At 43.9% G+C, this 15161-nt stretch carries 13 protein-coding genes; all 13 read left to right on the forward strand.

Going from position 1 to position 15161, the window contains the following annotated elements:
* Positions 1-59 precede the first annotated feature (59 nt).
* The 13 genes from mraZ to M1M80_RS08445 all read left to right on the forward strand — a co-directional run bounded on the left by mraZ (position 60) and on the right by M1M80_RS08445 (position 15139).
* Positions 60-491: a division/cell wall cluster transcriptional repressor MraZ gene (gene mraZ, locus M1M80_RS08385; protein ID WP_003221402.1), complete on the forward strand. Its 432-nt coding sequence runs from the start codon at positions 60-62 to the stop codon at positions 489-491.
* A gap of 69 nt (positions 492-560) precedes the next feature.
* Positions 561-1496 carry a 16S rRNA (cytosine(1402)-N(4))-methyltransferase RsmH gene (gene rsmH / locus M1M80_RS08390; RefSeq protein ID WP_003238706.1) on the forward strand — a complete coding sequence of 312 codons (936 nt, stop codon included), beginning with the start codon at positions 561-563 and terminating at the stop codon, positions 1494-1496.
* A 39-nt stretch (positions 1497-1535) separates the two neighbouring features.
* Positions 1536-1889: a cell division protein FtsL gene (gene ftsL / locus M1M80_RS08395; RefSeq protein ID WP_003238704.1), complete on the forward strand. Its 354-nt coding sequence runs from the start codon at positions 1536-1538 to the stop codon at positions 1887-1889.
* Positions 1890-1894: 5 nt separating this feature from the next.
* Positions 1895-4036, forward strand: coding sequence for a penicillin-binding protein 2B (gene pbpB / locus M1M80_RS08400; RefSeq protein ID WP_060398574.1), 2142 nt, complete (start codon positions 1895-1897; stop codon positions 4034-4036).
* A 131-nt stretch (positions 4037-4167) separates the two neighbouring features.
* Positions 4168-6108, forward strand: a complete 1941-nt coding sequence (locus M1M80_RS08405) for a stage V sporulation protein D (RefSeq protein ID WP_060398576.1) — start codon at positions 4168-4170, stop codon at positions 6106-6108.
* 175 nt (positions 6109-6283) lie between these two features.
* Positions 6284-7768, forward strand: coding sequence for a UDP-N-acetylmuramoyl-L-alanyl-D-glutamate--2,6-diaminopimelate ligase (locus M1M80_RS08410; RefSeq protein ID WP_060398577.1), 1485 nt, complete (start codon positions 6284-6286; stop codon positions 7766-7768).
* 110 nt (positions 7769-7878) lie between these two features.
* A complete protein-coding gene (gene mraY, locus M1M80_RS08415) occupies positions 7879-8853 on the forward strand; it encodes a phospho-N-acetylmuramoyl-pentapeptide-transferase (RefSeq protein ID WP_003238695.1) in 975 nt (324 codons plus the stop codon).
* The gene (gene murD, locus M1M80_RS08420; protein ID WP_060398578.1) at positions 8854-10209 is read left to right on the forward strand and encodes a UDP-N-acetylmuramoyl-L-alanine--D-glutamate ligase; all 1356 of its coding nucleotides are present in this window, start codon (positions 8854-8856) and stop codon (positions 10207-10209) included.
* 60 nt (positions 10210-10269) lie between these two features.
* The gene (gene spoVE, locus M1M80_RS08425) at positions 10270-11370 is read left to right on the forward strand and encodes a stage V sporulation protein E (protein ID WP_019258336.1); all 1101 of its coding nucleotides are present in this window, start codon (positions 10270-10272) and stop codon (positions 11368-11370) included.
* Between the two features lie 121 nt (positions 11371-11491).
* Positions 11492-12583: an undecaprenyldiphospho-muramoylpentapeptide beta-N-acetylglucosaminyltransferase gene (gene murG / locus M1M80_RS08430; RefSeq protein WP_060398579.1), complete on the forward strand. Its 1092-nt coding sequence runs from the start codon at positions 11492-11494 to the stop codon at positions 12581-12583.
* A gap of 31 nt (positions 12584-12614) precedes the next feature.
* A complete protein-coding gene (gene murB, locus M1M80_RS08435; RefSeq protein ID WP_003238687.1) occupies positions 12615-13526 on the forward strand; it encodes a UDP-N-acetylmuramate dehydrogenase in 912 nt (303 codons plus the stop codon).
* 129 nt (positions 13527-13655) lie between these two features.
* Entirely contained in the window at positions 13656-14447 is a 792-nt protein-coding gene (gene divIB / locus M1M80_RS08440; protein ID WP_060398580.1) for a cell division protein DivIB, read from the forward strand.
* On the forward strand, positions 14444-15139 hold the full coding sequence (locus tag M1M80_RS08445) for a DUF881 domain-containing protein (protein WP_060398581.1): 696 nt from the start codon (positions 14444-14446) through the stop codon (positions 15137-15139). Before divIB ends, M1M80_RS08445 begins: the two co-directional genes overlap by 4 nt.
* Positions 15140-15161: the final 22 nt, after the last annotated feature.

Raw genomic sequence — 15161 nt, forward strand, 5'->3', positions numbered from 1 at the left:
GTTGTGGAGAGAAGTGGTGGATAGTGGTGAGTTAAGGAGAGAAAGTGGGGCAAGAGATCATGTTTATGGGTGAATATCAGCATACCATCGATGCGAAGGGCCGCATGATCGTACCCGCTAAATTCAGAGAAGGCCTCGGTGAGCAGTTTGTGCTAACTAGAGGGCTTGACCAATGTCTCTTCGGCTACCCTATGCACGAATGGAAACAAATTGAAGAAAAACTAAAAGCTCTTCCTCTCACTAAGAAAGATGCCCGCGCGTTTACCCGTTTCTTCTTTTCAGGGGCTACCGAATGCGAACTGGACAAGCAAGGCAGGGTAAATATTGCATCATCTCTATTGAATTACGCCAAACTGGAAAAAGAATGTGTTGTTATCGGGGTTTCTAATCGAATTGAATTGTGGAGTAAAGTAATTTGGGAACAATACACAGAAGAGCAAGAAGATTCATTTGCTGAAATTGCTGAAAACATGATTGGGTTTGATATATAATGATTCTTCGTGTATAACACTCTAAAAACAATTTCAATTCATCCTGATAAAAGGTGGGACCAACACAATATGTTTCAACACAAGACAGTACTTCTTCATGAAACCGTAGACGGGCTTAATATTAAACCGGACGGTACATATGTAGACTGCACACTCGGCGGAGCTGGGCACAGTACATACTTATTGCAGCAGTTATCCGAGAAGGGGCGTTTAATCGCTTTTGACCAAGATGATACGGCATTACAGCATGCGAAAGAAGCGTTGTCCGATTATAAAGGGCAGCTCATTCTGATTAAAAGCAATTTCAGGTATTTAAAAGAATGTTTGAATGAACAAGGCATTACAGAAGTAGACGGTATTTTATTTGATTTAGGGGTGTCCTCCCCGCAGCTGGATACACCGGAACGCGGATTCAGTTACCATCATGACGCTCCGTTGGACATGAGGATGGACCAGTCGGCCACGCTTACGGCGAAAGAAGTCGTAAATGAGTGGCGCTATGAGGATCTCGTACGTATTTTCTTTAAATACGGCGAAGAGAAGTTCAGCAAACAGATCGCCAGAAAAATTGAGGAGGCAAGAATCAAATCTCCTATTCAAACTACGGGCCAACTGGTCGATCTAATAAAAGACGCGATTCCCGCTCCAGCGAGAAGGAGCGGGGGACATCCCGCTAAACGCGTGTTTCAGGCAATCAGAATTGCCGTGAACGATGAACTTAAGGTTTTTGAAGAGGCTTTGGAGCAGGCAATTGAGGTTCTTAAGCCAGGGGGAAGGGTATCAGTCATTACCTTCCACTCGCTTGAAGACAGAATTTGCAAAAGCACTTTTAAAGAAAAGTCGTCGCTTCCGGAACTTCCACCGGGTCTTCCTGTCATACCGGAAGAGTTTGAACCGGAGCTGAAGCTCATCACACGAAAACCGATTACGGCATCTCATGAAGAGCTTGAAGAAAACAACCGGGCTCGTTCTGCGAAGCTTCGGATTGCCGAAAAAAGAAAATAACGAAACACGAAAGCAAAATTAAAAGGAGGTCATCAGCCTATGAGCAATTTAGCTTACCAACCAGAGAAACAGCAGCGGCATGCGATCAGTCCTGAGAAAAAAGTGATTGTCAAGAAAAGGGCTTCCATTACTCTCGGAGAAAAAGTGCTTCTTGTCCTCTTTGCTGCGGTGGTGCTCAGCGTATCGCTTTTGATCGTATCGAAGGCGTATGCGGCATATCAAACCAATATTGAGGTACAAAAGCTTGAGGAGCAAATTTCATCCGAAAATAAGCAAATTGGTGACCTCGAAAAAAGCGTTGCTGATTTAAGCAAACCGCAGCGCATTATGGACATTGCGAAAAAGAACGGCTTGAATTTAAAAGATAAAAAAGTGAAAAACATACAGGAATGATTCAAATGCCAAAAAAGAATAAATTTATGAATAGAGGAGCAGCGATTCTAAGTATTTGTTTCGCTCTCTTTTTCTTTGTCATCCTGGGGAGAATGGCATATATTCAAATAACCGGAAAAGCGAACGGTGAAGTGCTTGCGACAAAAGCAACAGAGCAGCATGAAAAGAAACGGACCATCGAAGCAAGCCGCGGCTCGATATTAGACCGAACCGGAAAAGTGATTGCAGAGGACACAGCTACGTATAAGCTGATTGCGATTCTCGATAAAAAAATGACCACTGATGTCAAGCATCCTCAGCATGTCCAAGACAAAGAAAAAACGGCGGAAGCGCTGTCTAAAGTAATAAACATAGACAAGGCTGATATCCTTGATATCTTAAATAAGGATGCAAAACAAGTAGAGTTCGGCTCAGCGGGCCGGGATATTACGTATTCACAAAAGCAAAAGATCGAAAAGCTGAAACTCCCGGGCATTTCATTTTTACGGGATACAAAACGCTACTATCCAAACGGCGTTTTTGCATCCAATTTAATCGGCTATGCCGAGGTTGATCAAGACACAAATGAAATTTCCGGCGCGATGGGATTAGAAAAAGTGCTGGATAAGTATTTGAAGGAGCGGGACGGATATGTGACTTATGAAAGTGACAAATCCGGCTGGGAGCTCCCGAACAGCAAAAATAAAATTACAGCGCCAAAAAATGGTGACAATGTATATTTAACCATTGACCAAAAAATTCAAACCTTTTTGGAAGACAGCATGACAAAAGTGGCGAAAAAGTATAATCCGAAAAAAATCATGGCCGCAGTCGTCGATCCGAAAACGGGCAAAGTCCTTGCGATGGGACAGCGCCCAAGCTTTGACCCGAACACGCGTGATGTGACAAACTACTATAATGATTTGATTTCATATGCGTATGAGCCCGGGTCAACGATGAAGATTTTTACACTTGCTGCTGCCATACAGGAGAATGTGTATAACGGCAATGAAAAGTACAAGTCCGGAACATATAAAGTAGGCGGAGGAATAGTAAAAGACCATAATGACGGAGTAGGCTGGGGGGCAACAACATACCATGACGGTGTAGTAAGGTCTTCTAATGTGGCTTTTGCCAAATTGGCTAATGAAAAGCTGGGCTATACCCGTCTTGATGAATATCTGCATAAATTCAATTTCTATCAAAAAACAGGTATTGACTTGCCGAATGAAGTATCAAGTAAAATGAACTTTAAATATGAATTTGATAAAGCATCGACTGCATATGGTCAAGCTTCTGCTGTTACACCAATTCAACAGCTGCAGGCTGCGACTGCAATAGCAAATGACGGTAAAATGATGCAACCCTACGTCATAGACCATATTGTTGATCCTGATACGAAGAAAACCATTTATCAAAATAAACCTCAGTCAGCCGGTACGCCAATCTCTGCTGACACCGCTAAAGAGGTTCGTAATATTTTAGGTGATGTCGTTACATCTGATATCGGTACTGGACGGCCTTATAAAATTGAAGGTTTTGATGTAGCTGTTAAAACCGGGACAGCACAAATTGCCGGGCAAAACGGTTATTTATCTGGACGCGATAATTACGTATTTTCTGTAATGGGAATGGCGCCTAAAGATGATCCCGAGTTGCTGATCTATGTTGCAGTACAGCAGCCGCAATTAGAGAATGATGAAACGGGTTCAAATCCAGTTTCTGAAATCTTCAACCCAACAATGAAAAACAGCCTGCACTACCTAAACATAGAGCCAACTGAAAAGTCTGACTCAGATAAGGAAAAAACAAAAGCGCAGACGATGCCTGATTTAACAGATCAAACGGTAACTGCTGCTCAAAAGAAAGCAAAAGAAGAGAATCTCACACCGATTGTCATCGGCAGTGATATCGCTGTAAAAGAACAGTATCCGAAAGCGGATGAGGAAGTTCTGACCAATCAGAAGGTCTTCCTGAAAACGGGCGGCAAAATCAAAATGCCTGATATGACAGGCTGGTCGAGAAGAGAGGTTCTTCAATACGGCGAGCTGGCGGGTATTCATATTGAAGTAAGCGGACAAGGCTATGCTGTCAGCCAAAGCGTCAAGAAGGACAAAGAAATAAAAGACAAAACAGTCATCAAGGTAACGTTTAAAAATCCAGATTAAAAAAGAAAGCCTGCTGGGGATTTTCCCCATTATGCAGGCTTTCTTTTTTTATACCTTCAAAGGAGCATCGTTCTATCCGTCCAATTTCAGGCATAAAATGAAACAAGCCTAAATAAGGAGTGGACGGTCTCTTGCGCGTCTCGAATGTAACGGTTAGAAAACGTTTATTATTTGTTTTGCTTTTTGGCGTGATCGTGTTTCTGATCATTGATACAAGGCTGGGGTATGTTCAGTTTGTGATGGGCGAGAAACTGACTTCGCTGGCGAAAGATTCCTGGAGCCGGAACTTGCCGTTTGAACCAGAGAGAGGAGAGATTCTGGATCGGAACGGCGTGAAACTCGCAACAAACAAAAGTGCGCCGACCGTATTCGTCGTCCCGCGCCAAGTTCATAATCCGATGAAAACGAGCAAGCAGCTTGCGGCGGTTTTAAACATGTCAGAAGAAAAAGTATATAAGCATGTAACAAAAAAAGCGTCAATCGAAAAGATAACTCCTGAAGGGAGAAAGATTTCGAATGAAAAGGCGAAAGAAATCAAAGCGCTTGATTTAAAGGGTGTGTATGTTGCGGAGGACAGTATCCGCCATTACCCTTTCGGCAGCTTTTTATCTCATGTGCTTGGATTTGCCGGCATTGACAACCAAGGGCTCCTTGGACTTGAAGCCTATTACGACGATGATCTGAAAGGGGAAAAGGGCTCTGTTAAGTTTTATACAGATGCAAAAGGGAAGAAAATGCCTGATGAAGCGGACGACTACACACCGCCTAAGGACGGGCTTGATATGAAGCTGACAGTTGATTCGAAGGTTCAGACGATAATGGAAAGGGAGCTTGATAACGCTGAGGCCAAATATCACCCTGACGGTATGATTGCCGTAGCGATGAATCCGAAAAACGGAGAAATATTGGGGATGGCTAGCAGGCCTGACTTTGACCCGGCTGATTATCAATCAGTCGATCCGTCCGTCTACAATCGGAATCTGCCGGTATGGAGCACGTATGAGCCGGGATCCACCTTTAAAATTATTACACTTGCAGCAGCTCTTGAAGAACAAAAAGTAAATTTGAAACGTGATCAATTTTATGATAAAGGGCATGCGGAAGTGGACGGAGCGAGACTGCGGTGCTGGAAAAGAGGCGGACACGGGCTGCAGACGTATCTAGAGGTTGTACAAAACTCCTGCAACCCGGGGTTTGTTGAATTAGGCGAGCGCTTAGGGAAGAATAAGCTTTTCAAATATATTAAAGACTTTGGTTTCGGCCAAAAAACTGGAATTGATCTGCAGGGCGAGGGGACAGGAATCTTATTCCCGCTTGATAGAGTAGGTCCGGTCGAGCAAGCGACTACGGCTTTCGGACAGGGGGTATCTGTCACGCCGATTCAGCAGGTTGCAGCCGTATCTGCCGCTGTAAATGGAGGAACGCTCTACACACCTTATATTGCAAAGGAATGGATCGACCCTGTAACGAAAAAAACGGTTAAAAAACAATCACCAATCGCAAAGAAACAAGTCATTTCTGAGGAGACATCCAAACAAATCCGCTATGCTTTAGAAAGCGTCGTCGCAGAAGGCACCGGCCGTAACGCATTTGTTGAAGGATATCGTGTCGGCGGAAAAACGGGAACTGCACAAAAGGTAAAGGATGGAAAATACCTCGAAAACAACCATATTGTATCATTTATCGGTTTCGCGCCGGCTGACGATCCGAGTCTTGTCGTCTATGTCGCGGTGGATAACCCGAAAGGCACGATTCAGTTTGGCGGAACGGTTGCAGCGCCTATTGTCGGGAATATTATGAGAGACAGCCTGCCGGAGATTGGTGTGAAGCCTCGGAAAAATCAAATCGAGAAAAAGTACCAATGGAACGACACAAAAACAATAGAAGTTCCGAATGTTGTAGGGATGTCTGTCTCAGATCTTGAGTCACTTTTGGTGAATCTCAATGTGGATGCTTCCGGGAAAGGAAGCAAAATCGTTAAACAATCGCCAGCTGCCGGAACGAAAGTAAAAGAGGGCTCAAAGATACGCGTTTATTTGACTGAAGAAGATGAAAAAGAGGCAGCCGATTAATTCGGGCTGCCTATTATTTTATTGCAGAAAAAATGCTCATATCTTCAAGATTAGCTGGATGTATCCTTTTATTTACGCTAAAATATGAACTGTATGCTTAAAATCATTATCACATCATTTGACGTGACTTCAAATGATAAAAAGAACGAATTAGAATGTTGAGAGGTTTGATACGATGAAACTTACAAAGCTGCTTACATACTTAACAACCGAACCTTCTGTAAACGACTCACAAGACCCTGAAATAACTTCAATTGAGATGGACTCCAGGGAAGTAAAGAAAGGGAGTCTTTTTGTATGTGTAAAAGGGTATACGGTAGATGGCCATGATTTTGCGCAAAAAGCAGTAGAGAACGGCGCAGCGGCTATTGTGGCTGAAAGAGAGCTCGATGTGGATGTGCCCGTCATTATTGTCCGGCAGTCACTGCGTGCGCTCAGCGTTTTGTCTGATGCGTTTTACGGACAGCCGACAAAGAAGCTTCAGCTGATCGGGATAACAGGCACAAACGGCAAAACATCAACGACCCACATGGTCGATGAGATTCTGAAAAAAGCGGGAAAACGCACAGGCTTGATCGGCACAATGTACATGAAAATCGTCGATGAAACACTTCCCGTTAAAAACACGACTCCGGAAAGCGTCACGCTGCAGAAAACGTTTAAGAAAATGAATGACAAGCAAGTTGACACTGCTATCATGGAGGTTTCTTCTCACGCTTTATCTTTAGGGCGTGTTCATGGCTGTGATTATGATATTGCCGTGTTTACGAATTTAACGCAGGACCATCTGGACTATCATAAAACGATGGATGAGTACAGACAGGCAAAAAGCCTGCTCTTTTCTCAGCTTGGCGGGGCTTTCAACCATGAACATCCAAAGCGTGCCGTACTGAACGCTGATGATGAGGCGAGCGCTTATTTTGAAAAGGTGACCGCAGCGCATATCTCTACATACGGAATTAAAAACAACGCTGATGTGATGGCGAAGAACATCACGATCACTGCACAGGGCACAAGCTTTGATCTTGTGACAAACAAAGGCACTAAACATATCACGATGTCGCTCGTCGGACAATTTAACGTGTATAATGTGCTGGCAGCTGTTGCAACATGTATTGCAGCAGGCATACCGTTTGAAACCATCACTGAAGCTGTTGAAGAATTGCATGGCGTAAGAGGCCGCTTTGAATTGGTCAATCAGCAGCAGGAGTTTCCGGTTATTGTAGATTACGCGCACACACCGGACAGCCTTGAAAATGTGCTGAAGACATGCAGAGACATGACGGTAGGAAAGCTCTTTGTCGTTGTCGGCTGCGGGGGAGACAGAGATAAGACGAAACGCCCAAAAATGGCTAAAATCGCTGTAGAGCTGGCTGATGAGCCGATTTTCACTTCAGATAACCCGCGAAGCGAAGATCCTCGCGCGATTTTAAGAGATATGGAAGCCGGAGTAGAGAACGAATACTACCACAGCATTGCAAACCGCGAGCAGGCAATCTTTTTCGCGATTGCCAATGCCAAAAAAGGAGATGTAGTTCTCATTGCCGGAAAAGGGCATGAAACCTATCAGCAGATCGGAAGCGAAACCTTCGACTTTGACGATGCTGAAGTGGCGGCGAGAGCCATTGTCGAACTCAATAAGAATAAGACGAATTCATAGGAAAGAGATGTTATTGAATATGGAGCTTGAAAAGAATTTTCATATGAGAAAAAATCATGAATATGATAACTACGTATGTCGTTTGAAAGAAACAGGAGGAGAAAAGGACAATGCTTGAGCAAGTCATTCTGTTTACAATTTTAATGGGGTTTTTAATTAGTGTTCTGCTCTCTCCGATTCTTATTCCGTTTTTAAGAAGATTAAAATTCGGCCAGAGTATTAGAGAAGAAGGACCGAAATCACATCAGAAAAAATCAGGGACGCCGACAATGGGCGGGGTCATGATCATACTTTCTATCATTGTGACAACAATTGTTATGACACAGAAATTTTCAGAAATAAGCCCGGAAATGGTGCTGCTTCTGTTTGTTACGCTCGGCTACGGTTTGCTTGGCTTTTTAGATGATTACATCAAGGTCGTCATGAAGCGCAATCTGGGATTGACGTCAAAGCAAAAGCTGATCGGACAAATTATCATTGCGGTTGTATTTTATGCCGTGTATCATTACTACAATTTCGCGACAGATATTCGCGTGCCTGGAACTGACTTATCATTTGATCTTGGCTGGGCTTACTTTATCCTGGTGCTCTTTATGCTTGTCGGCGGATCAAATGCGGTTAACCTGACTGACGGTCTTGACGGCTTATTATCCGGTACTGCGGCGATTGCTTTTGGCGCTTTTGCCATCCTGGCATGGAATCAGTCTCAATATGACGTAGCGATTTTCTCAGTTGCCGTTGTGGGTGCGGTGCTGGGTTTCCTCGTATTTAATGCTCATCCGGCCAAAGTCTTTATGGGAGATACCGGATCACTGGCATTGGGAGGAGCCATCGTTACCATTGCCATTTTAACGAAATTAGAGATCCTGCTGGTTATTATCGGCGGTGTATTTGTTATCGAGACATTATCCGTTATCCTGCAGGTTATCAGCTTTAAAACGACAGGTAAACGTATCTTTAAAATGAGTCCGCTTCATCACCATTATGAGCTTGTCGGCTGGTCTGAATGGAGAGTAGTCGTGACGTTTTGGGCTGCGGGACTTTTGCTTGCCGTTTTAGGAATTTACATCGAGGTGTGGTTATAAGTGGAAAACGATCAATTTTTACAGAATCAGCATTTTTTAATCCTTGGGCTCGCGAAAAGCGGGTATGCGGCGGCATCCATTCTTCACGAAAAAGGCATTTATGTTGCAGTCAACGACCAAAAGCCTTTTGAAGAAAACGAACCAGCGCAGAAGCTTTCTAAAAAAGGACTCGAGGTTGTTTGCGGAGAGCATCCAGTTTCTCTGTTTGATCAGCATCAAATCACGGTCCTGATCAAAAACCCGGGAATTCCATACGAAAATATTATGGTTCAGGAAGCGGAAAAAAGAGGCATCCCGGTTTGGACGGAAATTGAGCTCGCTTATTACCTGACAAACGCCAAGTTTATCGGGATTACCGGATCGAACGGAAAAACGACCACGACAACGCTGATTTATGAAATGCTCAAAGCTGACTCGCAAAAAGCACTGATTGCCGGAAATATCGGCACAGTCGCAAGTGAGGTTGCCTATCATGCTGATGGGGATGAGTGGATCGTTACTGAATTGTCTTCGTTTCAGCTGATGGGGACACACGCTTTCAGACCGGAAATCAGCTTGATTTTAAACATATTTGACGCTCATTTGGATTATCACCATACGCGAGAAAACTATGAAAAAGCGAAACAGAAAGTGTATCTTCATCAGACTGCTTCAGATAAAGCCATTGTCAACCAGGATGATGAAACCGTCATGCGTCTGGCTGAAGCCGGAAAAGCCGGTACCGTTCCATTTTCAGTCAGCAAAACGCTTGAACAGGGTGCTTATGTAAAAGACGGTATGATTATGTTCAATGGCGAAGTCATTCTCCCTCTGGAAGAGGTTGTGCTGCCCGGCGCTCATAACCTGGAGAACATTTTAGCTGCCATTGCAGTTGTGAAAACGGCAGGAGCGTCCAACGAAGCAGTCAAAAAGGTGCTGACAAGCTTTACTGGCGTGAAGCACCGTCTCCAATATGTCACAACAGTGAAAAACCGCAAGTTTTATAATGACAGTAAAGCGACAAACATTTTGGCGACAAGCAAGGCGCTTTCAGCTTTTGACAAACCGGTCATTCTGCTTGCGGGCGGACTGGATCGCGGAAATGGTTTTGACGACTTAAAACCGTATATGAAGCATGTCAAAGCAGTGCTGACATTTGGCCAGACTGGTCCGAAACTCGAGAAGCTCGGTAATGAGATGGGAATACAACATGTCAAACGTGTCGATAATGTTGAACAAGCAGTATCTGCGGCGTTTGCGCTCTCAAATGAAGGAGATGTCATCTTGCTGTCACCTGCGTGTGCGAGCTGGGATCAATTCAAAACATTTGAAGAACGCGGTGACATGTTTATAGATGCCGTGCATATGCTTAAGTAAGGGCTTGTCTTGAAGTAAATCGGCAGCCCTAATGACTTTAAGCTTGGGGTGTCGATTGCTTTGACTACTAAAAAAACATCGCCTGATTTGTTATTGGTCATCATTACGTTATTATTATTAACAATCGGATTAATTATGGTGTACAGTGCGAGTGCGGTATGGGCGGATTATAAATTTGATGACTCATTCTTTTTCGCGAAACGGCAGCTGCTGTTTGCGGGAATAGGCGTCATAGCCATGTTTTTTATCATGAATGTTGATTATTGGACATGGCGGACATGGTCCAAATTGCTGATGGTTATCTGTTTTTTTCTTTTGATTCTTGTTTTGATACCGGGCGTCGGCATGGTGCGGAACGGCTCAAGAAGCTGGATCGGAGTCGGGGCATTCAGCATACAGCCTTCAGAGTTTATGAAGCTTGCGATGATTGCATTCCTTGCTAAATTTCTCTCTGAAAAACAAAAAAACATAACATCGTTCAGAAGGGGATTCATCCCGGCACTTGGCATTGTATTTTCAGCATTTTTGATTATTATGTGCCAGCCTGACCTCGGAACGGGGACAGTAATGGTCGGAACTTGTATTGTCATGATTTTTGTAGCTGGCGCGCGAATCGCCCATTTCGTCTTTCTCGGACTGATCGGCCTCAGCGGATTTGTTGGGCTCGTACTATCGGCCCCATATCGGATTAAGCGGATTACTTCATATTTAAATCCGTGGGAAGATCCGCTCGGCAGCGGTTTTCAAATCATTCAATCGCTTTATGCAGTGGGGCCCGGCGGATTGTTCGGAATGGGACTTGGACAAAGCAGACAGAAGTTCTTTTATCTGCCTGAGCCGCAAACAGACTTTATTTTTGCCATCTTGTCAGAGGAACTTGGGTTTATCGGGGGAACACTTATTTTGCTCCTCTTCAGCGTCCTGCTGTGGAGAGGAATCAGAATTGCACTCGGTGCACCTGATCTGTACGGAAGCTTTGTCGCAGTCGGCATTATTTCAATGATTGCCATTCAAGTCATGATTAATATCGGCGTAGTAACGGGCCTTATTCCGGTAACAGGGATCACGCTCCCGTTCCTGAGCTACGGAGGTTCTTCATTGACCCTGATGCTGATGGCCGTCGGTGTGCTGCTGAACGTGAGCCGATACTCGAGGTATTAATGAATGTTTGCCTAAAGCTCCCTGTGAAACAGGAAGCTGGGAAACAATTGATGCGATAACCCTGTCCAACAAAACAGGGTTATCGCTATGTTATAGAGAAACTTAGACTGGGGGAAGAGATATGCGAATTGCAATAAGCGGAGGCGGTACAGGGGGACACATTTATCCCGCTCTTGCCTTTATTAAAGAAGTGCAGCGCCGTCATCCTAATGTGGAATTTTTATATATCGGAACAGAAAACGGGCTGGAGAAAAAAATTGTGGAACGGGAGAATATACCTTTTCGTTCAATTGAAATTACAGGGTTTAAAAGAAAGCTGTCATTTGAAAACGTCAAGACTGTGATGCGTTTTCTGAAGGGCGTAAAAAAGAGCAAATCGTATTTGGCGGAATTTAAGCCTGATGCCGTAATTGGAACGGGCGGCTACGTATGCGGACCGGTTGTCTATGCCGCTGCCAAGATGGGAATTCCGACTATCGTCCATGAACAAAACAGCCTGCCGGGCATCACGAATAAGTTTCTTTCAAAATATGTTAATAAAGTAGCAATTTGTTTTGAAGAAGCAAAATCGCATTTTCCTAGCGAGAAAGTTGTATTTACGGGAAACCCGAGAGCCTCTGAAGTCGTCTCAATAGAGACGGGCCGATCAATGGCTGAATTTGGGCTTTCTGAAGAGAAAAAAACGGTCTTAATCTTCGGCGGAAGCAGAGGCGCCGCACCGATTAACCGTGCTGTCATTGATATGCAGGATGCGCTGAAAACAAGAGACTACCAAGTGCTGTATATTACCGGTGAAGTTCACTATGAAAAAGTGATGAATGAGCTGAAAAGCAAGGGTGCAGCTGATAATATGGTCACAAAGCCGTTTCTTCATCAAATGCCAGAGTATTTGAAGGCCATTGATGTCATTGTGGCCAGAGCTGGTGCGACGACGATTGCTGAAATTACTGCTCTCGGAATCCCAAGTGTACTGATTCCAAGCCCATATGTAACAGCGAATCACCAAGAGGTCAATGCGAGATCTCTCGGCCAGCATGATGCGGCGATTGTTCTGAAAGAAACAGAGCTCAACGGGGAAAAACTGATTGAAGCGCTTGACCGGATCGTACTGAATGAGAAAACGTTAAAGGAAATGAGCGAACGGACAAAGTCACTCGGTGTTCCTGACGCGGCTGCCCGTTTATACAGCGTACTCGAAGAATTGAAAAAATAATAGAAAAGCAAATGGAATGCGGAGGTTTACGATGGAGAAAGTGATACAGGAATTAAAAGAACGCGAAGTCGGCAAGGTTCTTGCAAATGAACCGCTCGCGAATCATACAACGATGAAAATCGGCGGACCTGCGGATGTATTGGTCATTCCAAGCAGTGTAGATGCCGTCAAAGATATTATGGACGTTATTAAAAAATATGATGTGAAGTGGACAGTCATCGGCCGCGGATCCAACCTTCTTGTTTTAGATGAGGGAATCAGAGGCGTAGTGATTAAGCTGGGCGCAGGCCTTGACCATTTGGAGCTTGACGGGGAACAAGTAACAGTCGGAGGCGGCTATTCCGTGGTCCGTCTTGCAACATCATTGAGCAAAAAAGGCCTGTCCGGGCTGGAATTTGCTGCTGGTATTCCAGGATCAGTCGGCGGAGCGGTTTATATGAATGCCGGCGCCCACGGTTCTGATATGAGCGAAATCCTCGTCAAAGCACATATTTTATTTGAAGACGGCACGATTGAGTGGCTGACAAATGAGCAGATGGATTTCAGCTACAGAACATCTGTATTGCAAAAGAAGCGCCCGGGCGTTTGCCTTGAAGCTGTTCTGCAGCTGGAGCAGAAGGATAAGGAATCAATCGTTCAGCAAATGCAAAGCAATAAAGATTACAGAAAAAATACACAGCCGTATTCAAGCCCTTGTGCGGGAAGCATATTCAGAAATCCGCTTCCGAATCATGCCGGAAACCTTGTAGAAAAAGCAGGCTTGAAAGGATATCAAATCGGCGGTGCAAAGATATCGGAGATGCACGGAAACTTCATCGTCAATGCGGGCGGAGCATCAGCAAAAGATGTGCTTGATCTCATTGACCATGTGAAAAAGACAATCCGTGAAAAATACGAGATTGATATGCACACAGAGGTTGAAATCATCGGCGAAAATCGCTGATTCAAGTTCTGACTGAAGCTGTTCATATGATATACTGTAAGCAAACGACAAACGGCATCGTAGTATGCCGTTTGTTTTGGAATAGACAGACTTTTAACAGCTGTTTCATTTGAATGAGGTGAACAGGCAATGAACCCGGGTCATGACCGAGAAAAAATCGTAAACATTGAAGAACGGATTCCTAAAATTAAAGAGCAGAGGAAACAGAAGGCAAATCGCCGTCTCATTTCATTTATTATGCTCTTTTTTATTATGGTGCTGATCATCGTGTACCTGCAGACGCCAATCAGTAAAGTATCAACCATCTCTGTTACAGGGAATGAAAATGTATCTAAAAAGGAAATTATCGAGCTTTCCGATATTAACAGCGGTGATACTGAGTTTTGGAGTTTGGACAAGACAAAAACAGAAAAGAAGATTCAGCAAAATAAATTAGTAAAAAAAGCGGAGATCAGCAAATCGCTTCCTAATAAAATCAACATTGCGATCGAAGAGTATAAAGCGATTGCTTATTTAGAAAAAGACAATGTGTACTATGAAGTGCTTGAAAACGGATCAGTTCTGCCAAACGAAGTAACGCCGGAGGATGCCGGACCGATTTTGGTCAATTGGACAAACGCGAAAAAGCGGTCTCAAATGGCCAAGCAGCTCGATGCTTTGTCAAATTCTTTAAAACAGTCAATTTCAGAAATTTATTACACGCCTGTAAAAATGGATGAAAACCGCATTAAATTGTATATGAACGACGGTTATGTTGTCACTGCGTCTATTAAAACCTTTGCAGACCGAATGAAAACGTATCCTTCTATCATTTCACAGCTTAGCAGCAATAAGAAAGGCATTATTCATTTAGAAGTTGCCACCTATTTTGAAGAGTTTGGAAAAAACAATAAAGCTGCTAAAAAGGAAGATGAAAATTGAGGGGCAAATCAGCAGTCCTTCTTTCTTTGATTATGCTTATCGCAGGCTTTTTGATCTCATTTTCTTTTCAAATGACAAAAGAAAACAACAAAAGCGCGTCTGAGACGGAAGAATGGAAAAAAGAATATGCGCTGAGAGATGAACTCCTGAAACAGGAGAAAGAAAATAAGAATCTTGAAAAAGAATTGTATCAAAAGCAAAACAAAGTCCGTCAGGCGGAAAATAAGCTGAAGAAAGAAAAGACGGAATACTATAACGTCCTCGAAGATACAGAAAAGTACAGAATGTATATTGGGGAAGTCGGTGTGCAGGGAGAGGGCGTTGAGGTGACCTTGGAAGATGCGTCGTACATACCGGAAGGGGAGAATGTGAACAGTTACATCGTTCACGAAAGCCATATCTTTCAAGTGGTAAACGAACTGTATATTTCGGGGGCGGCGGCCGTCGCCGTTAATGGCCAGCGTTTGACACATGATTCCTATATCAAGTGCAACGGTCCTGTTGTAACGGTAGACGGGGTACAGCATCCGGCTCCGTTTACGATATCCGCTATTGGAGATCCTGATGTTCTGCTGCCTTCGTTAAATATAGCAGGAGGCCTGATCGATCAGCTTTCTATGGATCATATTTCTGTTACCGCAGAAAAAGAGAAAAACGTACAAATGAAACCGATTCTGAAAACGAAGGAATGACTGAAAAAGCGGGTGAAACAGA

It is taken from the genome of Bacillus inaquosorum (assembly GCF_023238325.1).
In the GTDB taxonomy this organism is placed as follows: domain Bacteria; phylum Bacillota; class Bacilli; order Bacillales; family Bacillaceae; genus Bacillus; species Bacillus inaquosorum.